The sequence below is a fragment of the Streptomyces fulvoviolaceus genome, assembly GCF_000718165.1.
GTDB lineage: Bacteria > Actinomycetota > Actinomycetes > Streptomycetales > Streptomycetaceae > Streptomyces > Streptomyces fulvoviolaceus.
The window spans coordinates 67,966-93,226 of sequence record NZ_JOEY01000037.1 but is presented as its reverse complement, the minus strand read 5'-3'; the positions used below and the strand labels follow the sequence as shown (position 1 = coordinate 93,226).

Below are 25,261 nucleotides of genomic sequence, written 5' to 3'. Positions count from 1 at the left end.
CTTGGGCGCGCGACTCCGTCGAAGTGAGGTCTTGCCATGAGAGCGATCGTCGTGGGAGCGGGCATCGGAGGACTGGCCGCAGCACTGAGCCTGCGCCGCGCCGGCCATGAGGTCACGCTCCTCGAGCAGACGCCACGGTTCACCGAGGTCGGTGCCGGGATCCAGCTCGCGCCCAACGCGACACGCGTGCTGCGCCGACTCGACCTGCTGGACGCGGTCGCCGCGCAGGCCGCCCGCCCCGACCATCTGAGCTTCCGCACCTGGTCCGACGGGAGCGAGATCTGCCGCTACGCCATGGGCCGCGAGGTCGAGGAGGAGTTCGGGGCGCCCTATCTGCTGCTCCACCGGGCCGATCTGCGTCAGGTCCTGACCGCTGCGGTACCGCCCGAGTCGGTGCGCCTCGACACCGTTGTCGTGGGCATCGACCAGGACGAGGAGACCGCGTCCGTGACGACGGCGAGCGGCGAACGCCTGAGTGCGGAGCTGGTCGTCGCCGCCGACGGGATTCGGTCCGCGGCCCGCCAGTGGCTCTTCGGTGCGGACGAGGCGGTCTTCTCGAGAACCGCGGCCTACCGGGCGCTGCTCCCGGCCGACGAGGTGGCCGACCTGGACCTGCCGGATGTGGCCCTCTGGCTCGGACCTGGCCGGCACTTCGTGCACTACTGGGTGCGGCGTCGGGAACTGCTCAACGTCGTGGGCGTGGTCGAGGCGGAGGCGGCACAGGAGTCCTGGACCGCTCTGGCGGAACCGGGAGAGCAACTGCGCGAGTTCGACGGGTGGGACTCCCGGGTGCTCAAGGTCCTCGAACGAGCAGGACAGATGCTCCGCTACGGCATGTACACCCGAGCCCCGCTCGCGCGGTGGAACGTCGGCCGGGTGACGCTGCTGGGCGACAGTGCCCATGCGATGGTGCCGTTCCTGGCCCAGGGTGCGGCGCAGGCGATCATGGACGCGGCCGTGCTCGGCGACGTCCTCGCCGGGGCGACGTCGGCCGGGGTACCGGACGCGCTCGACCGGTACGCGCGCCGACGGCTCTCGACCGCCACGAGCGTGCAGGCCGGTTCCACCCGGCAGGGCGAGGTGAACCACCTGCCGGACGGGCCCGAGGCCCGGGCGCGGAACGCCCGCATGGCGGCACACGCCGACAAGAACAGGTTCCCTCCTTTCGCGACCGCGTGGACGGTCGACGTCCTCGACGAGCAGACGGGATCGTGAAGGCGGTCATGGACACGGTGATCGTGCAGTTGCCCGACGATGCGAGCTCGCGTCTCGGCGCAAGTCACCGCAAGCCCCGGCTCCTTCACATGGGGCCTGGTGAGACCAGGGACTTCGGCCGGGGAACACCGGGCAGTGCGCTGCCCATCACGCTGCCCGATCCAGGCGTGTCACGGCACGCCGGACGCATCGAGGCGGCCGGGGACTTCTGGCGGCTGTCGAACTTCAGCGTGACCTCGACCTATGTCGTGGAGAACCTCGAAGGAGCGGGCGAACACGTCAAGGTCGCCCCGGGACGTCTGGGCGCACCCATTCCGTTCGAGTTCTCCAGGGTCGTGCTTCCCGCTCTGGACGGCACCGTGGGTTTCAAGGTCTTCGCGCCGCAGCACGCCTACGCGCAGGGCGGCGCGGGTCCCGACCACGGGGAGCGGACGGTCAGCCCCTTCTCGCTCGATGTGACGTCCAAGTACTTCCTGGTCCTGGTCGCCCTGTGCGAGCCGAGGCTCCGCACCTCCTCCGGCGTGGCCCTTCCCGGCGCCGGGGAGATCGTCGAGCGTCTGCGTCCTCTGGAGTCGTGCCGCGACCTGACCCGCTCCGCGGTGAACTACCACATCGACTACCTGACGACCACGAAGCTCCGGCTGCGCACCACAGACGAGGACGGGACGGAGGGCGCACGGGTGGGTGCCAAGCGCGAGGACCTGGTCACGATCGCCCTGCGGTTCGATCTCGTACGCGAGGAACACCTGGCCCTCCTGCCCTCGCGCACCGCGCGCCCGTCACGGTCGGCGGCCGGGTCTACGGTGTCCCGGTGAACGACGTGAGCCACGACGCCTACTGCACCGAAATCAGCTCCCGGGCCGACGAGTTGCGCGCAGCCGTGCGATCCGCCGCGGCGGGCCCGGCAGGCACCCCCGTCCCCACCTGCCCCGGCTGGACCCTCACCCAACTCGCCCGGCACGTCGGCGGCACCCATCGCTGGGCGGCGCGGATCGTCCGCACCCGGGCCACCGGGCCGGTCCCCCACGACCTGGTCGACGACGTCTTCTCGCCCGGCCCCGAGACCCCCGCCGCCCTGGACGCCTGGCTCGCCGAGGGCGCCGCGGAGCTGACCGGCGCCCTGCGCGAGGCCGGCCCCGACGCTCCGCTGTGGACGGTCGCACCGGGCGGCACCGCACGCTTCTGGGCCCGGCGGATGACCCACGAGACGACGCTGCACGCCGCCGACGCGGCCTTCGCCACCGGCGCCCCGTTCGCCGTACGCGAGGACCTGGCCCGGGACGCCCTGGACGAGTGGATGGGCTTCGGCTCGCTGCCCCGGGTCCTGGAGGCCGCCGGGCCGGACGCCCCACCGCTCACCGGCCCGGGCCGCACGCTGCACCTGCACGCCACCGACGCGGACCATGCCGAGTGGCTGGTGGACCTCACCGGCGAGCCGATCACCTGGAGCCACGCCCACGAGAAGGCCGCGGTGGCGGTGCGCGCCCCGCTCACCGACCTGGTCCTGCTCCTCTACGTCCGCCGCACCCCGGCCGACGCGTCCGTCGAGGTGTACGGGGACGGGGACCTGCTGGCCCTGTGGCTGGAACGCTCCGGCTTCTGGCTGCGCAAGTAGACCGCGGCACAACGTCGGAGGAACGGCCTCGCCCGCTCCCTGACATCTGTCAGGGACCCCGTGACACCGCCTCTCCCTAGAGTGCTGAGTGCCGGCCAGGTGCCGTGCAGACCACTTCAGTACAGGGGGAATCACGTCATGCCCACTCGTGCCTTCACCAGGGCCGCACTCGTCGGCGCCGGAGCGCTGGCTCTGCTCGGCCCGCTCACCGCCGCGACCGCCGTCGCCGCCTCCGACACCGACCGGGGCGCCGACCGCGTCCTGGCGGCGCCGTACGCGGTCGTGCCGTACGAGAACGTCAACGTCCGCCAGGGCCCGTCCAGTCAGACGGCCAGGGTCGGCGGCGTCGCGGCGAACCAGCCGCGCGGCGCCTACTGCTGGACCCGCGGCGAGACCATCACCGACAACGGCCACACCAACAACGTCTGGGTGAAGCTCGTCGAGGGCTACGTCAGCGCCGTCTACCTCAAGGGCAACGAGTACGGCGACCTGCCCGCGTCCGCGACCTGCTGAAGACCTACGACCTCATGGGGGACCCACACATGAACAGGCTGATACGCCGCTCCGCCACCGCACTTGCCGCGGCCGCGCTCGCCGCCGGTGCCCTCGCCACGACCGCCCAGGCAGCCCCGGCCGCCGCGAACAGCGGCGACCCGACCCTCACCGACGTCTACATCTGGGCGACCGACGTCAACCTGCGCGAACAGCCCACCAGGAATTCCAACGTCCTGGCGGTCCGCTCGAAGTACTGGCTGGACGCCGTGTGCCAGACACAGGGCGAGTCCGTCACCGACCCCGCCGTCGGCACGAACAACTGGTGGACCGCGGTCCAGGAGTTCGCCGGCAGCGACATCGCCTGGGTCAACAACCTGTACATCCGGGGCGGCGTGAAGATCGAGGGCGTACCGGACTGCTGACGTCCACGGGTGACGGAGCCTGTACTCACCAGCGGGTGAGGACGTTCACCCCGCGTGCCGCGAGCTCCGTCATCACTGGGTCGTGTTCCCCGTGGTAGGCGCGTTGGGCCAGCCGGACCGGCATCTTGAGCCTCTTCAGGGTGGGCAGATCGAGCAAGGAAGCGCAGTCCCGCAGCTTGAGGCAGGAGTCGAGATCGACATCCGTCAGCTCCGGCAACGCGGCGAGGGCGCCGATGTCCGTCAGCTCGTCCAACGCCAGCCTCAGGGTGTGCAGCGAGCCGAGACCCGAGAGCCGGGACACGTCGGTCCACTCCATGCTCCAGACCTCCAACGACCTGAGCCGGGTGGGTATGTCCTCGATCAGTGGACAGCCGAACACCTTCAACGTGTGCAGCGTGGCGCTGTCCTCCAGAGCGCTCAGCGAGCCGAGTGCGCGCGCCCGGCAGAGGTCGATGTCGGTCACGGCGGTGGTGGCCAGTGCGCTGACGTCGGTGAGGTTGTGGCAGTCCAGCACGCGCACTTGACGCAGGCCGGGCAGGCTCCCTGTGTGGTCGAGGTCGGTGAGGCTCTCGCAGACCTCCACGCGGAGCGTGTGCAGGGCGGGCAGGTCGCCGAGATCGCCGAGGGTGCTCAGGTGGGAGCAATCACGGACGGTCAATTCGGTCAGGTCGGGGTGCGTCGCGAGCCCTCGCAGGTCGGCCAGTCGGTGGCCACGGAGGACGGACAGAGAGCGCAGGCCGTGGACCCGGGCGAGCGGCGTCAGATCGCGCAGCCCGTCCAGGCCCTCCAGGCTGACACGCGCGAGGGACGGGAGTGATTCGAGGGCGGAGAAGTCCTCCAGCCGCGGACAGTTGACGACATGGAGCCTTTCCAGTCGCCGGAGCGATTCGATCCCCTTGAGCGAGGTGAGCTTCTCACTGCCCACGACGACGAAGGTGGTCAGGTCGGCGAGAGTGGCCAGGCCGGACACATCGCCCAGCTGTGAGCAGCCGAAGATCTTGAGTTTCGTCATACGGCTGTGGGTGCCGAGGCCACGGAGACTCGCCAGGCGCGGGCAGTCCGTGAGCTCGAGCTCGGTCAGGGCCGGCAGCGCGCCGATGCCCTCCAGGTCGGTGAGCCGGCCACAGCTTCTGAGGTCCATGGAGGTGAGGGCGGGCAGGTCACGCAGTCCCGCCAGATTGCGTACGCCGGTCCAGCCGAGGTCCAGGCGCCGAAGTCGCCTGAGTCCGGACAACTGCGCCACGTCCTTGAAGGAACGACAGCCGCGGAGCGTCAGGTTCTCCAAAGCCGGGAAGGCGGTGCCGAATCCGTCGACCGACCGCACCTTGGTCATGCTCAGGTCCAGATCACCCAGCCGCCCGAGGGTCAGCAGCGGCTTGACGTCGGTCACCGTTCGGCAGCGGTGCAGGTTGAGCCGGGTGAGCTCATGGAGGCCGGCCAGGGGCGAGAGGTCCTCGACGCCGTAGCCGCCGTTCAGGTCGAGGTCGGTGAGTGCGGTGAGGGCACCGATCTCGGTGACGTCCGTGACCTCTTTGCAGCGGTCGAGGTGGAGTCGGCGCAGCATCGTCAGGTGCCGCAGGCCCCGCAGCGAGGTCATGCCGCGCAGTCTCAGCTCGGTCCGGTTCTCGCGCCGGAAGGCGGGGGCGAGGAGTGCGGCACAGAAGCCGTCCGGGTCGGCCGCCTTGGGCCAGAGTCTTAAGAGGATTTCCGAGGTGAAGTCGGCGACCGGGCCCAAGCGGGCGGCCAGTTCCAGCGCCTCCCCGTCGTCGGCGATCAGGACGAGTTCCCGGATCGCGCGGCGCGCCTTCGCGGGGGTTGTCCTCGTCAACAGCTCGCGGTACGCGTCGAGTTGATGGGTGGCAGCGCCTTCGGCCTGGTGTTCGGTCATGGGGCGCAACAGTAGAGGGTGGCTCTGACACACCGGCCGGCGCAGGGACGGCTACGGGCGCGACAAGGCGTCGGCCAGTGCATCCAGGTGAACCGCGACGGGGCCGACGGTGAGCAGTCCGCTGCCGGCTCCGGCGAGTTCGTCCCTCGCCGGTTCGAGCGCGGTGTGGGCGCGCCGCATCAGCGCCCGGTCGCCCACCGCGACGGCCGCACGTGCGAGGAGGCACCACAGGGCCTCGTAGAGCAGATCGCGGGGCGGTGACGGAACGGACCGCAGCAGGCGTACGGCGTCCTGATCGCAGCCTTCGGAGAGCAGCAACAGGGGGCGCACCCAGGGTCCGTAAGGCCCCCAGTCGGCGTGCGCGTCGAACACGACGGGCGCACCGTGACTCACCTGCAGGGACAGCAGGGCCAGGGGCAGCAGTCCGTTCTCCAGGCCGGGCATTCCGGAGCCGTCCAGGGTCTTGGCGGCTTCCCTGTAGGCGGATTCGGCGCGGGGCAGCGGCTCCGTCGCGGCGGTCCGCAGCGCGCGGTACCACGTGGTGAAGACGGGGACGAGGGGCAGTTCGTGCCGCTCGGACAGTGCGTCGGCGGCCGCCGCGTAGCGGTCGGCTCCCGTGAAGTCGCCTTTCGCGCCGTGCGATTGCAGGCGGATGAGGCAGCCCAGGACTTCGTAGGTGAACAGGCCGTGGTGTGCGGCGACGGTCATGATCTCGGCGCCGATCGTGTCCCGGCGGTCGGCGAGTCCGGCTCGTTCGAAGGTCTGCATGAAGACGCCGTTGAGAGCGAAGAGGAGCAGCGTCGCGTCGTTGACACGTCGCGCGATCTGCTCCGCCTGGTGCGCTGCCTGGTGTGCGCGTGCGGATCCGCCGTCGGCGGGAGGAGTGCCGCGGGATTCCACCGCGATGGTGGCGAGGAGGCGGGCCCGGGACGCGTCGTGTGCGGTGGGCGGCAGGAGCCGCAGGGTGCGTTCCGCCGCTCCTACCAGCAGGTCGGCCTGGGCGAGGTCGTCGGAGCGGGTCCAGATGGCGGGGACGTCGTAGGCGCCGATGACGCGTGCCGTCAGCTCCGGGTCGCCGAGTTGCTCAGCTGCCGCCACGGCTGCGGCGCGGTGGCGGCGTGCCGCTTCCAGGCCGCCACCTCCGGTCACCGCGAGGTCGCGCATCAGCCCCGCCGTCGACTCCAGACGGGTCCGTGCGCGGGAGGGGACCGTGCTGTCGTACGCGGCGGTCGCCTGTGCCCAGACCTGTGCGGCGGTGTCTGCCGGGCCCGGGTCCAGGTGGTCCGCGTGGCGCAGGATGTCCTCCTCCGTGCGGCGCAGCCGCGGGCCCGGCTCCACGCCGAGTTGCTCGCGCAGGGTGCGCCGGGCCCGTCTGAGGACGGAGAGGGCGTCCGCCTGACGTCCGGAGCGGTACAGGGCCAGGGCGAGCAACTGCCAGGCGTCCTCCCGCCAGGGGTGTTCGGCGACGTGGGCGTCGAGGTCCGGTACCGCCTCCGCGGCGGCGCCGAGTGCGAGCTGTGCCTCGGCCCGGCGTTCGACCGTGCTCAGCCGGAGTTCGGTGAGTCGGGAGCGTTCCGCGCGTGCCCAGGGCTCCTCGGCGAAGTCGGCGTAGGCGGGGCCGCGCCACAGTTCCAGGGCGCCGGTCAGCGTGGCCACCGCCTGCGCGGGAGGTTCGTCCGCCGAGGAGGCGGCGGCGCGCTCGAAGCACCAGGCGTCGACGCGGTCGGGTGCGGCGCGCAGTGCGTAGCCGGGGCCTTCGGTGACCAGGAGGCGGGACGGCGTCCGCGGTGCCCGCGCCGGTTCCAGTGCCCGCCGCAGCCCGGCGACGAAGGTCCGTACGGTACCCACCGCGTCCGCCGGGGGCCGCGCGCCCCACAGGTCTTCCACCAGTCGCGCGACCGGCACGACCCTGCGGCGGGCGATGAGCAGACGGGCCAGCACCGCGCGGTGCCGGGGGCCCTTCAGGGCGAGAGGCTCCGCGGTCTCGTCCCACGCGGCCACGGGCCCCAGGACGCCGAATTCCACGTGCACGTCGGTCGTCCGCCCTTCCGTCCCCGGCCCGGTCCCGCCTCAACGTACACGCGTTCATCGGTTGCTCATTCGCGCCCCGGATCCTGGAGACATCGGGGTCACCGGGCCCGGACACCGATGCCGTCCCCGCGCCGAACGACCGAAGAGAGCCCAGCCGTGAAACCCACCATCGCCGGATTCGACTACCAGCGCGTGCCCGTCGCCGAAGGCGTGTCCCTCAACGTGGCCGTGGGAGGGACCGGCACGCCGGTCGTCCTCCTGCACGGCTTTCCGCAGACGCATCTGATGTGGCGGCATGTCGCGGCGCATCTCGCGGCGAACCACACCGTCATCTGCCCCGATCTGCGGGGCTACGGCGACAGCGACAAACCGCGGGAGAACGGTCCGCACACCTACTCCAAGCGGACCATGGCGAACGACATCGTCGCCCTCGCTCGGCGGCTGGGGCACCGCCGGTTCGCACTGGCCGGTCATGACCGAGGCGCCCTCGTGGCGTTCCGGGCCGGCCTCGACCACCCCGACGTGGTCACTCACCTGGCCTGCCTCGACATCCTGCCGACGCTCGACATGTGGGGCGCCCTGCACGGCACCTCGGCCGCGGTCGGTTTCCACCTCTACCTCATGGCGCAGCCGCCCGGTCTCGCCGAGGAGATGATCACGGCCAGTGCGGACGCGTTCTTCGGGTACTTCCTCGACATCTGGGCGAACCGTCCCGACGCCGTCCCGGCGGATGTCCGTACGACGTATCTGCGGGCGTGCCGCGCGGCGGTGCCGTCCATCGTCGCCGACTACCGTGCCTCCGCGGGTATCGACGTCGAGCACGACGAGGCCGACCGAGCCGCGGAGAACCGGCTGGTCATGCCCGTCACGGTGCTCCAGCAGGACTGGGGAGCGGCGCTCGGCTTCGACGCCGCGGCCCTGTGGGAGGCCTGGGCCGAGGACCTCCACCACGCGACCGTCTCCTGCGGCCACTTCATGGCGGAGGAGGAGCCGGCGGAGGTCACCAAGGCACTGCGCTCGCTGCTGACGCGGCCGGCCGTCGTACTTCGGCCGACGTGAGCGCGGAGCCGGCCGGTGGCTACGACAGTTGCCGAATGGTGCCGCCGAGCTTGGCCCGGGCCTGCTCCAGCAGCTTCGGCCGAGCGCTGACGACCCAACGCGGGCCCACCAGATACTTGCCCCCGTACACGCTGGCGGCCTCCAGCCAGTCCTCCTTCAGCTTCTCCTCGGGGAAGGTGGTGATGCGGTACGCGGCCGACTTCGTACGGCACACTCCCTCGCGCAGTTCGTCCGCCTCGATACGGATCTCGGCCTCGCAGCCGGCCAGACCGGCGATCACCTCGATCTTCGCCGGCGCCACGACTCCGGCGGCGGCCGCCGCGGATGTCTTCGACGCCTTGCCGGTCGCCGGCGTGTCCTCCCCGCCGCCGCTGCAGGCCGTGGCCAGGGAGAACACCACCAGGCTCCCGGCGAGGGCGACGCGCCGTGAGAGGCGGGTCGCGGTGGGCGGGGTGGGCGGGGTGGGGCCGGTCTGTCCTCGTTGCGACTGCTGGGGCACGCGCCTCTCCGTATCTCGGGTGGTCGAGTCTCCGACTACGACCTGAGGTACGGAAGATCAGCCGGGGCTGCTCAGCCGTGCTGGGGCTTGGGGTCCTGATGGGTCAGGAACCGGTCGAGCGCCGAGGTCAGCTCCACGGGCTTCTCCACCGGGAGTTCGTGGCCGGCGTCGATGATGCGGACGACCGCGTCCGGGTAGGCCCTGGCCATGCGCAGCATCTGCGCGACGGGCAGCTGGATGTCGTGGTAGCCGTGCACCAACAGGGTGGGCGTGCGGATCTCGCCGACACGGTCCAGGACGTCGAAGGCCCGCATGGCGCCGTAGACGGTCATGACGACCTCGCGCGGGGTGTCCGCGGAGGCCTTGATGTACGCGCGGACCTGCTCGCGCGGGTAGCCCGGGGCGAAGGCGCGCTGGATGTTGGCAGCGACGAACAGCTTGAAGGGGACCAGGGTGGAGGCCCCCATCAGCAGGCCCCTCCCCCGGCTGTAGGTCATCCTGCCGATGGAGTTGACCAGCACCATGCGCTCGACCCGTTCCGGGTGGGCGAGGGCGATGGTCTGCGCGATCATGCCGCCCATGGAGTGGCCGACGGGGACGAACCGGTCGACCTTCAAGTGGTCGAGGAGAGCGAGGACGTCCTCCGCCAGAGCCTCGATCGTGCGCGCTCCCGCCCCGCTGCTCTCCCCGTGCCCGCGCAGGTCGAGCCGGATCACCCGCCGCGTCTCGGTGAAGTGGGCCGTCTGGTGGTCCCAGCGGTGCCGGTTCGCCGTCCAGCCGTGGATGAGGACCAGGGGCACGGCGTCGCTGTCGCGCGGGCCCTCGTCGTCGTACGTCAGGGCTGCACCGTCGACTTCGAGCTGCGGCATGGGTGCTCGCCTCCTGCACACGGTCGGGTTACTGCCGAGTACGGTAGCCGCCTGCGGCACCGCCGTCACCGTCACCGTCACCGTCACCGTCACCGTCACCGTCACCGTCACCGTCACCGTCACCGTCACCGTCACCGTCACCGTCACCGACCGGGAACGGTGGCCGGGTTCTGAGGGCAACTCCCAGCAACCGGTCAACTCACCACTCTCACACGGCGATTGCCCGAGAGGGAGCAGGGCCGATGTGTACTGTGCTGCGAGTGCGACGTCCCCGACCAGCCAGGAGTCCGTCGTGACCGTGACCGACCGCATCGCACTCGACCCGTTCGGCGCCGACATCGCCGGCGAGAGCGCCCGGCTGCGCGCCCTCGGTCCGATCGTGCCCGTGGAGCTGCCCGGCGGCATCCCCGCCTGGGCGCCGACGCGCTACGACACGCTCCGGGACCTCATCCTCGATCCGCGGGTCAGCAAGGATCCCCGACGGCACTGGAAGCTGTGGCCCGAGATCGGTGAACACCCCTCCTGGGGCTGGGTCCTGGGCTGGGTCGGCGTGGTCAACATGCTCTCCACGTACGGCACCGACCACGCGCGCCTGCGCAAGCTGGTGGCGCCGAGTTTCACGCACCGGCGCACCGAGGCGATGCGGCCGCGCGTCGAGGCGATCACCGCGGAGCTGCTCGACGCCCTGGAGGCGGCCGGCACGGAGGTGGTCGACCTGCGGCAGGGACTCGCGCATCCGCTGCCGCTGCGGATCATCTGCGAACTCTTCGGTGTACCCGAGGAGTTGAGGGCCGACACGGCGAGGATGATCGCGGCCATCATGGACACCTCCGACCCGAGCCCGGAGCACGCCGCGTCCGTGCAGCGGCAGATCGGGACGGTGCTGCCCGCGCTCATCGCCCACCGCAGCGAGCACCCCGGCGACGATCTGACGACCGAACTGATCCGCGTCCGGGACGAGGACGGTGACCGGCTCGGCGACGAGGAGCTGCTCTACACGCTGCTGCTCGTCATCGGCGCCGGCTTCGAGACGACGGTGAACCTGATCGGCAACGCGGTGGTCGCGCTGCTGACCCACCCTGAGCAGCTGGCGGCGGTGCGGTCGGGGGAGATCGGGTGGGACGCCATTGTGGACGAGACGCTGCGGACGCAACCGTCGATCGCCTCGCTGCCACTTCGGTTCGCGGTCGACGACCTCACCGTCGGCGACGTCACCGTCCCGGCCGGGGACGCCATCATCACGACGTACGCGGCGGCCGGGCTGGATCCCGAGCACTACGGGCCGGACGCGGACGCCTTCGACGCCGCACGCGGTGCCGACGACCATCTGGCGTTCGGCATCGGCGTGCACCGGTGCATCGGCGCGCCGCTGGCCCGTGCCGAGGCGCTCACCGCGCTGCCCGCGCTCTTCGACCGTTTCCCCGGTCTGCGTCTCGCCGTCGGCGAGGGCGAGTTGCGGCAGGTGCCGTCGTTCATCGCGTTCGGCTGGCAGGAGGTGCCGGTCCGGCTGGTCCGGTGAAAGTGAGGAACCGCGGGGGCGCGACCGGTCCCCCGTTCCGGTCGTGTCCCCCGCGGGATGTTGAACTTACGTCACATTCGGAGCCCTTGGGAATCGCGTCCATGCCCACTGCGGGGCGCGCGGGACTCACCCGTGCACAGGTGAGTCCGGATGGCCCGGATTCTCCCGGAGCAGGACGGGTTGTTCGAGATCTTCCGTCACCAGGTGGGCCAGCACGACCTCGTAGAGGCCGCTGCCCGTGGCGAGGAGCTGGCGTTCGAGGACGGGTTCCGCGCTGCGGACGTGCTCGCGCACGGTCTGCGCGTGCATGCCCAGTGCCTGTGCGGCCCGTTCCGCGTTGCCCCCGGCGGCGATCCAGGTGCGCACGGTACGACGCAGATCGCGGGTGTCGCTGTCCAGGCGGCCCAGCAGGTCGTGCGCCCAGGTGCGCAGCGCGAGCCCGGCCAGCAGGTCGCCCAGCCGGGCCCGGGCCTCCTGTGCGGTGCCGTGGCCGTCCGCGAGGCTGACCTGTGTGCTCAGGGCCAGGTGGACGGCCGCGCGGACGGTGAGGTCGGAGAAGTCCGTACGCAGCAGGGACTCGACACGCTCCATGCGGGCACGGACGGTGTTGCGGCTGACGCCGAGGATCTTCGCCGCGTTCACGGCGGTGAACTCCAGGCCGAGCCGGGTCGTGGCGAGCAGTTCGGCGCGGGTGTGGTGGGCCAGGGTGTCGAGCGGGGCCAGCAGCTGGGCCGTCCAGCCGCGCAGGGCCGCCGGGTCCATCAGGCGTTCGGGGTGGGTGCGTTCGGCGTAGACCGCCGCCTTGTCCGGCCGGAAGTGCGCGACGGCGAGGGCGCTGACGGCCTGCCCGTACGCGATGGCGGTCCGGGCGAGGCTCTGCCGGGCGCTGCCGCCCAGGAAGGTCCCCGGGGTGCGGCCGATCAGCGACCGCAGGGCCTCGCCCGCGGCGTCCTTGGGGGTCACGACGATCACGTGCTCGTCCACGGCCGGGCAGCGCACGACCAGGGCCTGCTCGCCGGTCGCGTCCAGGCAGTCCTCGGCGAGCCGGTCCCGTTCCTCGGCGGAGCCTTCGACCAGGTAGACGCAGGCGGTGTCCGTGTCGAGCAGGCCCGGCCACAGGCCCGCGGCGACTCGGCGGGCGGCCACGGTGTCCTCCACCATCAGCAGCTGGAGGATGGCCAGTCGCAGATCGGACGTGGCCTGCTCCAGCCGGTGGCCGGCCGCGGTCGCCTCGCTTGCGCGCAGCAGGAGTTCGACGACCTGGGCGGTGTGCGTCAGGACGTCGGCGGTGCGCCGGTCGAAGGGGATCGCGCGCGACACCGCGAGCACGCCGGCCGACGAGGGGTTCGGGTGCTCGACCCTGACGAGGCGCAGGTGGTTGCCCTCACCGCCCCACGCGGCGGAGGCGAGGCGGCCCGCGAGGATGTCCGCGACCAGAGCCTCGTCGAGCGGCATGCGGGTACCGGCGAGCAGATTTCCGGCGTCGTCCTGGAGTGAGGCCGCGCCCTGCACGGCGTCCGCGAGCCAGGCGACGACCTTGCGGACGTCACGGCCGGTCGGCCGCAGATGGTCGAGGAGTTCCTGCGCCCAGGTCGAAGCATCGGCACCCTCGACGCCCGTACCCTGACCCGCCACGTCGCCCTTCTCCTCGCCCTCGCATCGTCCACGGCATGCCGCTCGGGGACGTTACCTCACGCACGCGTGCCTGGCGTTCGGGCGGGACGCGGTCAGGTCTGGGGCAGGCGTACGTGGAGGTGGCCTTCGCGTGGGTGGGAGGGCGGGACCGCGGGCAGGAGCGCGGCGAAGGCGTATCCGCATTTCTGGGCCACTCGGCAGGAGGCGGTGTTGTCCGCCTGGTGCAGCAGTTCGAGGCGTGCCGGCCCATCGTCGGCAAAGGTGGTGAAGGCCCAGTCCGTCAACGCCTGCAGCGCCCGGGGAGCCACGCCCCGGCCGCGCGCGTGGGCCGCGATCCAGTAGGCGACCTCGGCGGTCGGGCCGTGCGGGACCGGGCGTTTCAGGACCACATGGCCCACGAGCTCCTGATCACCGGCTTCGACGACCGCGAACGCGTAGCGGTCACCCGCCTCCCACCCCCGCTGCTGCTCCCGCACCCACCGCACGGCGCCCGCCTCGTCGTCCACCGCCGACCTGATCCACTGCCGCAGGACCTCGTCCTGATGGATGGCGACCACATCCGGGGCATCCGACAGGCGCCACGGACGCAGGACGAGGCCAGGCGCCAACGTCGTTGCGTGCACGTGCAGTTGTACGGCGGTCCTGGCCATGGCCGGAGCGTACGTGATCGGCGTGCTCTGCCCGGGTGTGGGCTCCTGCGGGCCTCCGGTCACCGAGCCGCCCGCACGCGCAGGGCCGTCGCGGACCATGCGACGGCCGGGGTCAGGCGTGCCGGGGCCGGCCAGCCGTTGATCAGGGCGAGGAGTTCGAGGTAGCGGTCCCTGCGCGGGTCACCGGCGGTGTCCAGGCGGTGCAACAGAAGGCGGCGCAGTGCGGTGTCGTCGGGGCGGTTCAGAGCGCGGGCGCAATGGGCGACGAGTGCCGTGACGACAGCGTCGGCCCGGGGTGACTCCGGCGGGATTCCGGACGCCACGGCCGCTTCCGCGTGGTCGCGAGCGAGGCCCACCACGGCCGGGCGCGGTGGTGTGGAGCCGCCGGGGCCCTGGTCGGCCCGGTGGTCCTCGGCCATGCGCCGCAAGCCGGTCCGGAAGTCCGGGTCCAGGGTGAGTTCGGCCAGCTCGACCCAGGCCTCCAGCTGTTCCTCCGTGGGGTGGTCGGGGAGTTCCGGCGTCATGGAACGCCGTGTCGCCGCGTAGGCGAGGTTCCCGTCGGCGCCCCCGAAGACGCTGTCGAGGAAGTCGTCGATCAGTTGTCGGCGTGCTGCTGCGGGGAGTCGGGCCAGCTCGTGCATGCGTTGTGTCTCCTCGGGGGTGGGCCTGCGCCTGGCCACGGTCGTCAGCACCGCGCGCCTCAGTCGCAGGATGCCGATCTGCACGTCCAGCGCTGCGGCGTGCTGCGCGGCCACGTCGTCGAGGGCCAGTTCCCGGTCCAGGATCTGCCGGATCTGGTCGAGGCCGAGTCCCAGCTCGCGCAGTGTCCGTACGAAGGCCAGTCGGGCGACGGCTTCGGGGCCGTAGCGGCGGTGGCCGACGGGAGTGCGGTCGGCGGGCGCCACGATGCCGCGATCGGAGTAGAAACGGATGGTCTTGACGGTCAGCCCGGTGCGCCGGGCGAGTTCGCCGATCGAGTGGAGGGTGCTGTCGCCGTCGTCCATGTCCTCACCTTCGTGTCTCCCCCTGCGGGAGACGCAAGTCCGTGTCTCCCCTGGCGTCGCCGACAACCGGCCTGCGCGGCCGCCGTACGTCCACGGCATAAGCTCGGCGAATGGCCAAGTACTTCGACGTGCACCCCGACAATCCTCAGCCACGCACCATCTCCCAGATCGCCGACAGCATCCGCTCGGACGCGCTCATCGCGTACCCGACGGACTCCTGCTACGCGCTGGGTTGCCGGCTGGGCAGCCGTGACGGCATCGACCGGATCCGGACCATCCGCAAGCTGGACGACCGGCACCACTTCACCCTGATCTGCCAGGACTTCGCGCAGCTCGGTCAGTTCGTGCGGGTCGACAACGACGTGTTCCGCGCGATCAAGGCGTCCACGCCCGGCAGCTACACCTTCATCCTCCCGGCGACGAAGGAGGTGCCCCGCATGCTGCAGCATCCGAAGAAGAAGACGGTCGGCGTGCGCATCCCCGACCACGTCGTCACCCAGGCGCTGCTCGCCGAGCTCGGGGAGCCACTGCTGTCCAGCACCCTGCTGCTGCCCGACGAGGACGAGCCGATGACCCAGGGCTGGGAGATCAAGGACCGGCTGGACCATGTGCTGGACGCGGTGGTCGACTCCGGGGACTGCGGCACCGAGCCGACGACCGTGATCGACTTCTCCAACGGCGAGGCCGAGATCGTGCGGCGCGGGGCGGGTGACACGACCCGGTTCGAGTGAGGCCGCGCTCCCCGCCGAGGGGGGCCGACGTGGCCCGGTGGATGGCAGGTGAAAGCATATCGACGGTCCCGGCTCTGCCGGGCCGACGAACCGCTCGCCGTCGACTGCGCAGAGAGGCAGCCGCATGACCTCCGTACAGGGAACAGCCGTGGACATCCCCACCGAGGACGGCATCTCCGACGCCTACCTGGCCCGTCCCGGCGACGGCCTTCCCCGCCCGGGTGTCCTGCTCTACCAGGACGCCTACGGGCTGCGCCCCCACCTGAAGTCGATGGCCGACCGGCTCGCCGGGGCGGGCTACACGGTCCTGGTGCCCAACGTGTTCTACCGTCACGGGCGCGCACCGGTCTTCGAGTTGCCCGACTTCATCGACACCGCCGCCCGGCCGCAGTTGTGGGACGCGATCGGCCCGGTCCTGCAGTCGCTGACGCCCGAACTGGCGACGCGGGACGCCCCTGCCTATCTGCGCGCCCTGTCCGACCGCCCCGAGACGGCCGACGGCCCGGTCGCCGTCACCGGCTACTGCATGGGCGCGCGGCTCGCCCTGTTCACCGCCGGCGCCTACCCCGACCGGGTGGCCGCGGCGGCCGGTTTCCACGGCGGGCGGCTGGCGACCGACGCGCCGGACAGCCCGCATCTGGCGGCCGAACACATCACCGCCGAGCTGTACTTCGGCCATGCCGACGAGGATCCGTCGCTGCCCACCGAGCAGATCGACCGCTTCGACGCCGCGCTGACCGCGGCCGGCGTCCGCCACCGATGCGAGGTCTACGGCGGAGCACACCACGGTTTCACACAGGCCGACACCTCCGAGTACGACCGCGTGGCGGACGAGCGGCACTGGGCCGCGCTGCTCGACCTGCTCAAGCGCACGTTCTGACGCGGCGGGGGCTACGCCTTGGGTCGGACGGAGTGCTCCTCCAGATGCGGTACTGGGCTCAAGTGGCGCTGCAGGAACCGGACTTGATGGGACAACAGCTTCTCCGTGACCGTCGAGCCGATCGGCTGGTGGCCCCCGCCCGGCAGGAGAAGGAGTTCGTGCGGCCGCCCCGCGACCCGGAGCGCGTCCGACAGACGCAGGGTGTTGGCCGATGGCACGTTGGGGTCGGCCAGGCCGTGGATCAGCAGCAGGGGGCGGGCCAGCCGGGGCGCGTCGAGGAGCACGTTGCAGGCGTCGTACCTGTGCGGGAACACATCGGGGTGACCGAGGAACCGCTCGCGCCAGTGGGCGTTGTACAGCCGCTGGTCGGTGACGCCCGCCCCGGCCACTGCGGCGTGGAAGACGTCCGGGCGGCGCAGTACGGCCAGGGCCGCGAGCGCGCCGCTGAAGGACCAGCCGCGAATGGCGACCCGGCCGAGATCGAGGTCCGGGACCAGACGGGCGGCCTCGTGCAGCGCGGTGACCTGGTCGTCGAGCACGGGCGCGAACAGGTCGCCGTGGACCTCGCGTTCCCAGTCGGGTCCGCGGCCGGGCGTGCCTCGGCCGTCGGCGACCAGTACCGCGAATCCGTGCTCGGCGAACCACTGGGACAGCAGGACCCTCCAGTCCAGCTCCGCCGTCACGCGCTGGGCGCTCGCGCCGCCGTACGGATCGAGCAGGACCGGCAGTGGTCCGCTGCCCGGGCGGTGCCAGGACGGGAGGTGGAGGCGCGCGTGCAGTCCCCGGGGCCCGAGGACGAGCCGTCGCGCATGGTTGTCGAGCACCGGGTGCTCGGCGTGCGAGAGGACGGGAACGGCCGGTCCCCCTGCCCGCAGCACCTCGGCCCGGCCGCCGGGCCGGTCCGCCCCGCGGGTGACCCGGACCAGGGTGCCGCCTCGGGATGCCCCCGAGTGGATGCCCGGTCCGGAGCTGAGCCGCCGGAGGCCGACTGCGGCGCCGTAGCTCCACAGGTGGGTTTCGGTGGGGTCGTCGGAGGCGGTGAACAGCACCTCGTCGGCGTCGATGCCGAGTACGGCGCGTAGTTGGAGCCCGGCCGGCGTCACGGGAACTCCGTCCACGGTCAGGTGCCGTGTGCCGCGCAGGTCGCGGTGGGCCAGCACAGCGCCTGAGCCCGTGCGGGCGGGCAGTCCGGGGACGAGTTGCACCCAGCACGCGTCGTGCTGCTCATCGAGGACCGCCGTCCGGCCGTCGTCCGGTGCGATGCCGAGGAAGCGGACGGTGCGCTGGTCCCGGGACTGTACGACGGCCCAGGGACCCTGGGCATCCCAGCCCGCGCCGACGAGGTACTCGAAGGCCGTCCGGTCCCAACTCACCTGCCCGGACGGCCCGTCGAGTCCGGCGATCCACAGCGTGACGTCCGCGTTGGGCGTGCCGGCCGCCGCGAAGCGCGGCGGAGTGTGCGGTGCGTCGCCCAGGCCGGCCGAGTCGGTGGCGGGCCAGGGCCGGACCGCCGTGGAGTCCGTTCGGGCGACCAGCAGCCGGGTGCCGTCCGGGGACCACCAGTGGCCGCGCGACCCGTCGAGCGAGGTGGCGGCCGTGTGTACGGCGGCCCCGAACTCGACGTAAGGGCCGTCCGGTTCGGCGACCGCGCGGTCCCCGGTGCCGTCCGTCTCCGTCACCCGCAGGGCGCCGTGCGACACGTAGGCGATGCGGCGGCCGGTCGGGTCCGGGCGCGGATCCGACACCGGGCCGATCGCGGGCAGGCGCCGGGGCTCCCCCTTGCCCACCTCCAGTTTCCACAGCCCGCCGGCCAGCGCGAAGGCGACCAGGCCGACGTTGCGGTCGGTGGCGTACGACTCGATACCGACCGTACGTGTCTGTCGGCCCCGCAGGTGGGACTGCCGGCCCGCGAGCAGGCGCACCGGGTCGGCCAGCAGGCGCTCCGCCCCGGTGCCGAGATCCAGCGCCCACACACAGGCGGCAGGATCGTCGCCCGTACGGCCGCGCAGGAACAGGACGGTCCTCCCGTCGGGCGAGACCGCGAAGCGCTCGGGGACACCGCGGGTGAAGCGTCGGGTGCGGACGAGCTGTTCGGGGAGGGAGGTGGGCGCCATGGTGGGCTCTCTTCCACCTGACGCGACATTGAAACGTGTGTTCGAATATGTCGGTCCGGTTCTCAGTCGACGGCAGCACCGAACCACTTGGGCAGCAGGCCGAGCAGACCCTCCTGGTCTTCGCCGACCCACACCACGTGACCGTCAGGCCGCAGCAGCACCGCGGGCACGTCCAACTCCTCGCTCGCGTCGACGACATGGTCGACCCGATCGGCCCACCCCGCCACCGAAAGCCGGCCCGTCCGGTCGAGCAGCAGCCCGCGGCCTCCGTGCATGAGCTCGTAGAGACGCCCCTGCTTCAGCTGTACGTCCCGCAGCCGCCGGCCGAGCAGTTCGTGGCCCTCGCCGAAGTCGTAGCGGACGTCGACCTGGGTGATGAGTCCGGTCACGTACCGGTTCACCTCCTCGAAGTCCATCAGCCGCGAGAACAGCTCCCGCAGCGCGGTCGGCCCCGGCTCGGCCCCCAACAGGGTCATCTGCGCACGGGTGTTGTCCAGGACGCGGGCACCCACCGGGTGCCGTTCGTCGTGGTAGCTGTCCAGCAGCCCCTTCGGCGCCCAGCCGTCAACCGCGGCAGCCAGCTTCCAGCCGAGGTTGAACGCGTCCTGCACCCCGAGGTTGAGCCCCTGCCCACCGGTCGGCGGGTGGATGTGCGCGGCGTCTCCGGCGAGCAGCACCCGCCCGACCCGGTAGCGCTCGGCCTGCCGGGTGGCGTCGCCGAACCGGGACAGCCAACGCGGCGAGTGCACACCGAAGTCGGTGCCCGCGACAGCCCGCAACTGCTGCTTGAACTCCTCGAGGGTCGGCGTGGCCGCACGATCCTCGGCGACCCCCGCGGCCGGCACGCCGACTCGGTACGACCCGTCCGCCTGGGGGATGACACCGAACCGCAGCTGGGTCTTACGGACCTCCTCGACGACCGCGGCGACCGTCGCCGGGTCCTCGGTCAGCTCCATGTCGCCCAGCAGCGTCTCGACCGTGGAGGGCTCCCCCGGGAAATCGACGCCGAGCTGCTTGCGCACCAGACTGCGGCCGCCGTCGCAGCCCACGAGATAGCGCGAGCGCAACCGCTCGCCGTCCGCCAGCTCGACACTCACCCCGGCCCCGGCCCCGTCGTCGGACTGGCTCACCCCGACCACTTCGCGGCCGCGCCGGAGCTCGGCACCGAGTTCGAGGGCCCGTTCGTTGAGCAACCGCTCGGTGACCGGCTGCGGGTGACCGAGGCCGTACGGATGAGCCGTGTCCATCCCTTCCGGCCACGGCTTCATGACGCCGCCGAAGAGTCCACCGACCTGGAACTTCTTGCTGACCGCCTGGAACCGGTCCAGCAGGCCGCGCTGGTCCATCACCTCGACGCTGCGCGCGTGCAGGCCCTGTCCGCGGGTCTGCCTGGTCGGCTCGGCCAACTTCTCCAGCACGACCACGTGCACATCATGCAGCCGCAACTCGCAGGCCAGCATCAAGCCGGTCGGTCCGCCGCCGGCAATGATCACGTCGATCATGCCCCCCCCATTCAACGAGATGGGTCTTCGGCCGGCCACTCCACGCCGAGCCCCCGAAAGCACACCGCGGGTCCCGCCGTCGGTTCAGCATCCCGTGTGACCCATACATCAACAAATGCTTATGTAATTTGCGAATCTGCCATTTCCGCAGTTTCTGGCCTCGGCCGACCATTCTGCGGCACGACCCGGGCCTTGCCGCAAGCCCCCCAGCGCGCTATATGTTGGGAGTGGCAAGGAGTGACTGACCTCCTTGCCTTTTCCTTTTGTCGTCCGCTCTCGGCCTGACTCAAGCGTGCTGCGCGATCAGGAAGCGAGTCTGATGCCGACGGCGATCGGGAGGTGGTCGCTGCCGGTGGCGGGCAGGGTGCGGACGTCGGTCACGGTCGCCGAGCGGGTCATGACGTGGTCGATCCGGGAAACGGGAAAGGCCGCGGGCCAGCTGAAGGCGAAGTCCCGCGTCGGCGGGTTCATTTGCGAGGTGACCGGGGCCAAGCCGCGATCGTCCACCGTGCCGTTGAGGTCGCCCAGCAGGATCACCTCGTCCAGTTCCTCGGCGGCGATGGCCTCGCCCAGCAGTCTGGCGCTCTCGTCCCGATAGCCGGAGTCGAAGCCGCTCAGCCGGAGGCGGACCGAGGGCAGGTGGGCGACATGGACAGCGACCTCGCCCCACGGCGTATGCGCACTGGACCGCAAGCCACGGTTCCAGCCCTCGCCGATCCCCCGGGGCTTGATGTCCAACGGCCGCACGTCTGCCAGTGGGTACTTCGACCAGAGACCGACGGTGCCTTCCACTGCGTGGTAGGGGTAGGTGGGTGCCAGGGTCCTCTCGTAGAGCGGCAGTGCGGAGGACGTCAGCTCTTCCAGGGCGATGAGCTCCGGCCCGGCGTCGATCAGAGCCTCCGCGGTGCCGGCGGGGTCGGTGTTCTCGTCACTGACGTTGTGCTGGATCACCGTTATGTCGTGTGGCCCGCCGTCCTCGGGGAGGAGCAGCCCGCCGAAGAGGTTCGCCCAGACGGCCACGGGAAGCAGGAGGGCCACCAGCGCGGTGGCCGAGCGGCGCAGCAGAGCCACGACAAGCAGCATCGGGACGGCCAGGCCGAGCCAGGGCAGGAATGCCTCCAGCAAACTGCCCAGGCGTCCGACGGTGTTGGGCACGGCGGCGTGGAAGGCCATCAGACCTGATGTCAGCACGGCAAGCGATGCGAGAACACGCCCGCGCGCCCAGGACGACCGTCCCTTGTCATCCGTGCCCCACCCGCCGATGTGACGCGACCACCACCGCGGTGCCCCAGCCCTCGATCCCGGAGCCACGCCACCCGTAACCGGCTTCACCGTGTCCCACCCCTCGCCTCGGACCCGTCCTCGGCCTGAAGCCATGACCACGGCCTGCTCGCTATCACGCACGGCCCGGTGATCAGGTTCCGGCTCGGGAGCATTCTGCTGTCCCACGGCTGAGCACGCTGCCTGGCGAGGCCGTGTTCGGGGTGGCCGCTCAGGAGTTGGGCGATCAACAACAGGGCTCTGTCGCACTCGGGTTGGGGGTGGCGGCAAGGCACCGTTCGGCCAGGAGAAGGCTGTGCGCGGCCGGTTGCCGGTCCGCGCAGTGCCGCCGGGCCGCCGCCGGCGCCGTTCGACAGCGGGGCCGCCCACGTGCGGCTGGTTGACTGCGCTGTGGAGGTCACCGGTGGTCGCGACGCGGTGGCCCAGGTACTCGTTCATGATGGTGTCGCGGAACCCTCCCGACCAGCCAGAGCCTGGGGCCTTGTTGGAGCGGCACCCAGCCAGCGATGCTGGGGCGATGCCAGGTCAGCGAAAGAGGAAGCACCAGCAGCAGGACGCGAGTCGGCGGACTGCTGACCGCACCGCTCCTGGGACGGGCCGCTGGGAAGTGATCTTCGAAACTCAGGATGAGTCGGAGTGGCGTTCGCACCTGCACCGTCTGCGTTCGACGGAGAGCCGGATCGACTGGCCGATGACCCGGGTGGACACGCTCTGTGGGCGGCTGGTGCAGCCAACTACCTACCGACTGAGCCTGTTCGTGCCACACCCTCGTCAATTCGGAGCACGGAACCCAGAGTGACGGCAGGCATGCCACCGGCCACCGATTGGCCGTGGCCGCGGAACGGCGTGCCAGGGAGACTGGAGATCCGATGCCGTGCTTGAAGGAGTTGTGATGCAGGTAGCCGTGGTCACCTTCGACGGGTTCAACGAGCTCGACAGTTTCATCGCTTCCGCGCTGATCAACCGGTGCCGTAAGGACGGCTTGGAGGCCTTCATCACGACGCCGACGTCGGTGGTCACGTCGATGAACGGCGTCGAGGTGACAGGGCAGCGCCCGATGGAGTTCGTGACCGAAGCCGACGTCGTGCTGATCGGTAGCGGGGTGACGACGCGAGACGTCGTCGCCGACGACCGGCTGCTCTCCAGGCTGCGGCTCGCCCCTTCGCGACAGCTGATCGGCGCCCAGTGTTCCGGCGCGCTGGTGCTCGCCCGGCTCGGGTTGCTGGCCGGCATGCCGGCCTGCACGGACATGAAGAGCCGGCCCTTTGTCGAAGCCTGCGACGTCACCGTGCTGGACACGCCGTTCCACGCCGAGGGGAACATCGCCACGGCGGGCGGCTGCCTGGCGTCCCAGTATCTCGCCACATGGGTGATCACCCGCACGCTCGGGGAGGACGCCGCGCGCGACGTCATCGACTACGTGGCTCCGGTCGGCGAAAACCAGGAGACCGTCGAGCGCGCCATGCGTGCCGTCCACGCGGGCGAGGCTGCACTGCGCTGACGCCCCGCGCTCGGCCTTCGGGGCGACCTGCAGTCACGGCGACGGCTCCTGGGCGCATTGGGGACGTGGCATCGACGGCTCGTCATCCCGAGGCCGCAGATCGTCGAGGCGCAACGCATCCCGCTCGCGGCAATCACCACCGGCGGCACCGCAACGGCGTCACCCAGCTGATCCCGCTGATCCAGGCCGTCCCGCCGATCCGGGGCAAGCGCGGCCAGCTACTGCGCCGCCTCAGGTATCTGTTCGCCGACCGCGGCTATGACCACGAGGTCTACCGGGACAAGGTCCGCCGGTTCCAGATCACCCCGCACCTCGCCCGGTGCGGCACCGGGCACGGCTCCGGCTTGGGCGTGTACCGCTGGGTCGTGGAAGGAGCGATCGCGCTGCCGCACTGGTTCCGCCGCCTGCGCACCCGCTGGGAGATCCGCGACGACATCCACCACGCGTTCGTCACCCTCGGCTGCGCCGTCATCTGCCGGCGACGACTGCGCACCGCACTGTGTCGGGAGTAAGGCGGGCGATCGCCGCAGGGGATGGCCTGTTCGATGCGTCAGAACGCATACGTAGCAGTCGAGCCCGCGCAGCCTCACATCCGGGATCTCAGCACGTCGACCTCGCAGCCCGGCGCGAACGGGTCGAAGCCGTGCTCGCTCAGCCAGCGAACGATCAGCAGGCTTCGCAACGACCACCACGCGTGGATCACGTCGAGGTCGATGTCGGTGCCGTAGCCGGCGACGACGTCGTCGAGGTGCTCCTCGTGTCCGAGCGTGAAGGTGGCGAGGTCGTACAGGGCATCACCCTGGCCCGCCTCGGACCAGTCGATGATGCCGGTGACCTCGTCGCCGTCGACGAAGACGTGCGCGATCTGCAGGTCGCCGTGCGTGAACGCCGGAGTCCACGGCCGGAGCGCGGCCTCGGCGACCTGGCGGTTGCGGGTGACCAGGTCGGCGGGCAGGACACCGTTCGTCACGAGCAGCTCGCACTCGTCGTCGAGTTCCGCCGTCAGCGTGACGATGCTCCGGCCGGCCTGGCCGGGCCGGGGCGGCAGGGGCGCGTCGTGCAGCTTACGGATGGCGGCACCCGCCGCGGCCCACGCCGCCGACGACCCGGTCGACGGCCCGCCGAGGCGCCCGAGCGTCGTCCCCGGGAGTGCGGCGATCGCGAGCACGGGCGGCTTGCGCCACAGGACCTCCGGGGTCGGGACCGGCGCGAGGGACATCGCCTCGACCTCGACGTCGATACGCGCCTGATCGGCGTCCACCTTCAGGAACACGTCGCCGACGCGCAGGGTCGCGCGCTCGGAATGGGCGACAACGACTTTGACCTCATCCATGGGCGACCAGTATCCCGGGGATGATCGCCGACGTCGCCGGGTTTATCGCGTGCGATTACGCGGCTGACCGCGTCCCGCTACCCGTCGGCCTCGTGCGCGACACCGACCTCGGACCAGGTCAAGTCCACCACATTTGTCAGGAGTCCTTAGTGCCCAGAGGCGACCGGCCGGATGCGCGCGCCTCGATGCGAGGATGATCTCCATGTCGCCCTCGGTCATACGGCTCGCCCGGTACACGCAGACGGAGCTCGACGAGATCACCGGAGGTGCCGTCGACCCCTTCGAGGTCGCGGCGACCGGCTTGAAGTCGCTGGCCAAGGAGGTGCACTTCGGGGTCAGGGAGCAGGGCCGTCTCGTGGCCCACGCCGGGCTGGTGGAGGTGACTGTCTCGGTCGGCGGTGAGCTCATACGGGTCATGGGCCTCGGGGGCGTGATCGTGGCGCCCGACCTGCGAGGGCACGGGCTGGCGCGGCTGGTCGTGACTGCTGCCGTGGAGCATGCGCGTGGTACCGGGGCGGAGTTCGGGCTTCTGTTCTGCTGGCCTGACCGGATGCCGCTGTACCGGAAGCTCGGGTGGCGGGCGCTGGACGGCAGCATGCAGGTCGAGCAACCCGACGGCCCGGTCGGCACGCCGCTGCGCCCGATGTGGATACCGCTGGTCGAAGGCTCGGTATGGCCGCCCGGACCTGCACGCCTTCTGTCGCTTCCCATGTGAGGGGAGTTGCCGTGAATCCCGGTCCGGAAGGAAGCCGTACGGGGAAGAGATCGTGCTCCTATCGGATCCGAGAGTGGCGGCAGTCGCCGTACACGAGTGCGGGGACCCGCTGGTGGACTGCCGGGGCACGCTCCTCGTCGACGAACGGTGCTCCGACGCGACGGGCGACTGGGCGCATCTCCGGTCGGACGTCGTCGAACGTCTCGTGCGCGCACAGGAGTTGCTTCCCGACGACTGGCAGTGGCTCCTCGTGGAGGGACATCGCCCTCCGGCGCTGCAAGGCCGAAGTCGACATGGGCTGCC

The 25,261-nt window shown here is 71.2% G+C and carries 22 protein-coding genes and 1 pseudogene; 12 read left to right on the top strand and 11 right to left on the bottom strand.

Annotation, left to right across the window (positions count from 1 at the left end; translation table 11 throughout):
- The first annotated feature begins 36 nt into the window (after positions 1–36).
- From IG08_RS0134875 to IG08_RS0134855, 5 genes are all read left to right on the top strand, one after another.
- The gene (locus IG08_RS0134875) at positions 37–1,215 is read left to right on the top strand and encodes an FAD-dependent oxidoreductase (RefSeq protein ID WP_030612043.1); all 1,179 of its coding nucleotides are present in this window, start codon (positions 37–39) and stop codon (positions 1,213–1,215) included.
- Between the two features lie 8 nt (positions 1,216–1,223).
- On the top strand, positions 1,224–2,030 hold the full coding sequence (locus IG08_RS0134870) for a hypothetical protein (protein ID WP_030612040.1): 807 nt from the start codon (positions 1,224–1,226) through the stop codon (positions 2,028–2,030).
- Positions 2,027–2,830 (top strand): maleylpyruvate isomerase family mycothiol-dependent enzyme, encoded by an 804-nt coding sequence (locus IG08_RS0134865; RefSeq protein ID WP_030612037.1) that lies wholly within the window; start codon positions 2,027–2,029, stop codon positions 2,828–2,830. The genes IG08_RS0134870 and IG08_RS0134865 overlap by 4 nt, the downstream gene beginning before the upstream one ends.
- A 138-nt stretch (positions 2,831–2,968) precedes the next feature.
- Positions 2,969–3,343: an SH3 domain-containing protein gene (locus tag IG08_RS0134860; protein ID WP_030612034.1), complete on the top strand. Its 375-nt coding sequence runs from the start codon at positions 2,969–2,971 to the stop codon at positions 3,341–3,343.
- A gap of 29 nt (positions 3,344–3,372) precedes the next feature.
- Positions 3,373–3,747, top strand: coding sequence for a hypothetical protein (locus IG08_RS0134855; protein WP_030612031.1), 375 nt, complete (start codon positions 3,373–3,375; stop codon positions 3,745–3,747).
- Between the two features lie 25 nt (positions 3,748–3,772).
- On the opposite strand, the gene IG08_RS0134850 is transcribed toward IG08_RS0134855, so the two are convergent.
- Both IG08_RS0134850 and IG08_RS0134845 read right to left on the bottom strand, forming a co-directional pair.
- A complete protein-coding gene (locus IG08_RS0134850) occupies positions 3,773–5,635 on the bottom strand; it encodes a leucine-rich repeat domain-containing protein (RefSeq protein ID WP_030612028.1) in 1,863 nt (620 codons plus the stop codon).
- 51 nt (positions 5,636–5,686) lie between these two features.
- The gene (locus IG08_RS0134845) at positions 5,687–7,666 is read right to left on the bottom strand and encodes an AfsR/SARP family transcriptional regulator (protein ID WP_030612025.1); all 1,980 of its coding nucleotides are present in this window, start codon (positions 7,664–7,666) and stop codon (positions 5,687–5,689) included.
- Between the two features lie 156 nt (positions 7,667–7,822).
- On the opposite strand from IG08_RS0134845, the gene IG08_RS0134840 reads away from it, so the two are divergent.
- Positions 7,823–8,725, top strand: a complete 903-nt coding sequence (locus IG08_RS0134840; protein ID WP_030612022.1) for an alpha/beta fold hydrolase — start codon at positions 7,823–7,825, stop codon at positions 8,723–8,725.
- A 19-nt stretch (positions 8,726–8,744) separates the two neighbouring features.
- On the opposite strand, the gene IG08_RS54710 is transcribed toward IG08_RS0134840, so the two are convergent.
- Together IG08_RS54710 and IG08_RS0134830 are read right to left on the bottom strand one after the other, a co-directional pair.
- Positions 8,745–9,224: a hypothetical protein gene (locus IG08_RS54710; protein WP_030612017.1), complete on the bottom strand. Its 480-nt coding sequence runs from the start codon at positions 9,222–9,224 to the stop codon at positions 8,745–8,747.
- Between the two features lie 71 nt (positions 9,225–9,295).
- A complete protein-coding gene (locus tag IG08_RS0134830; protein WP_030612014.1) occupies positions 9,296–10,093 on the bottom strand; it encodes an alpha/beta fold hydrolase in 798 nt (265 codons plus the stop codon).
- Positions 10,094–10,385: 292 nt separating this feature from the next.
- Between IG08_RS0134830 and IG08_RS0134825 the strand changes: the two genes are divergently transcribed.
- Positions 10,386–11,612 (top strand): cytochrome P450 family protein, encoded by a 1,227-nt coding sequence (locus IG08_RS0134825; protein WP_030612012.1) that lies wholly within the window; start codon positions 10,386–10,388, stop codon positions 11,610–11,612.
- Between the two features lie 126 nt (positions 11,613–11,738).
- Here the strand turns inward: IG08_RS0134825 and IG08_RS0134820 are convergent, their stop codons facing one another.
- The 3 genes from IG08_RS0134820 to IG08_RS0134810 all read right to left on the bottom strand — a co-directional run bounded on the left by IG08_RS0134820 (position 11,739) and on the right by IG08_RS0134810 (position 14,901).
- The gene (locus IG08_RS0134820) at positions 11,739–13,247 is read right to left on the bottom strand and encodes a helix-turn-helix domain-containing protein (RefSeq protein WP_030612009.1); all 1,509 of its coding nucleotides are present in this window, start codon (positions 13,245–13,247) and stop codon (positions 11,739–11,741) included.
- A gap of 92 nt (positions 13,248–13,339) precedes the next feature.
- A complete protein-coding gene (locus IG08_RS0134815) occupies positions 13,340–13,897 on the bottom strand; it encodes a GNAT family N-acetyltransferase (RefSeq protein WP_030612006.1) in 558 nt (185 codons plus the stop codon).
- 59 nt (positions 13,898–13,956) lie between these two features.
- The gene (locus IG08_RS0134810) at positions 13,957–14,901 is read right to left on the bottom strand and encodes a MerR family transcriptional regulator (RefSeq protein ID WP_030612003.1); all 945 of its coding nucleotides are present in this window, start codon (positions 14,899–14,901) and stop codon (positions 13,957–13,959) included.
- Positions 14,902–15,011: 110 nt separating this feature from the next.
- On the opposite strand from IG08_RS0134810, the gene IG08_RS0134805 reads away from it, so the two are divergent.
- Both IG08_RS0134805 and IG08_RS0134800 read left to right on the top strand, forming a co-directional pair.
- The gene (locus IG08_RS0134805) at positions 15,012–15,632 is read left to right on the top strand and encodes an L-threonylcarbamoyladenylate synthase (RefSeq protein ID WP_030612000.1); all 621 of its coding nucleotides are present in this window, start codon (positions 15,012–15,014) and stop codon (positions 15,630–15,632) included.
- 124 nt (positions 15,633–15,756) lie between these two features.
- Entirely contained in the window at positions 15,757–16,512 is a 756-nt protein-coding gene (locus tag IG08_RS0134800; RefSeq protein WP_030611997.1) for a dienelactone hydrolase family protein, read from the top strand.
- 11 nt (positions 16,513–16,523) lie between these two features.
- On the opposite strand, the gene IG08_RS0134795 is transcribed toward IG08_RS0134800, so the two are convergent.
- The 3 genes from IG08_RS0134795 to IG08_RS0134785 all read right to left on the bottom strand — a co-directional run bounded on the left by IG08_RS0134795 (position 16,524) and on the right by IG08_RS0134785 (position 21,301).
- Complete coding sequence (locus IG08_RS0134795) at positions 16,524–18,626, bottom strand: S9 family peptidase (protein WP_052424987.1); 2,103 nt, start codon at positions 18,624–18,626, stop codon at positions 16,524–16,526.
- A gap of 62 nt (positions 18,627–18,688) precedes the next feature.
- Positions 18,689–20,128 (bottom strand): rifampin monooxygenase, encoded by a 1,440-nt coding sequence (rox, locus tag IG08_RS0134790; protein WP_030611991.1) that lies wholly within the window; start codon positions 20,126–20,128, stop codon positions 18,689–18,691.
- Positions 20,129–20,431: 303 nt separating this feature from the next.
- Positions 20,432–21,301, bottom strand: a complete 870-nt coding sequence (locus IG08_RS0134785) for an endonuclease/exonuclease/phosphatase family protein (RefSeq protein ID WP_052424986.1) — start codon at positions 21,299–21,301, stop codon at positions 20,432–20,434.
- A gap of 1,000 nt (positions 21,302–22,301) precedes the next feature.
- Here IG08_RS0134785 and IG08_RS0134780 point away from each other — a divergent pair.
- Both IG08_RS0134780 and IG08_RS0134775 read left to right on the top strand, forming a co-directional pair.
- Entirely contained in the window at positions 22,302–22,910 is a 609-nt protein-coding gene (locus tag IG08_RS0134780) for a DJ-1/PfpI family protein (protein WP_030611986.1), read from the top strand.
- Positions 22,911–23,009: 99 nt separating this feature from the next.
- A pseudogene (locus IG08_RS0134775) lies at positions 23,010–23,422 on the top strand (transposase); the annotation flags it as partial.
- Between the two features lie 74 nt (positions 23,423–23,496).
- Here the strand turns inward: IG08_RS0134775 and IG08_RS0134770 are convergent.
- On the bottom strand, positions 23,497–24,243 hold the full coding sequence (locus IG08_RS0134770; RefSeq protein ID WP_030611982.1) for a phosphotransferase family protein: 747 nt from the start codon (positions 24,241–24,243) through the stop codon (positions 23,497–23,499).
- A gap of 202 nt (positions 24,244–24,445) precedes the next feature.
- Between IG08_RS0134770 and IG08_RS0134765 the strand changes: the two genes are divergently transcribed.
- A complete protein-coding gene (locus tag IG08_RS0134765) occupies positions 24,446–24,958 on the top strand; it encodes a GNAT family N-acetyltransferase (protein ID WP_234343040.1) in 513 nt (170 codons plus the stop codon).
- The last annotated feature ends 303 nt before the right edge of the window (positions 24,959–25,261 follow it).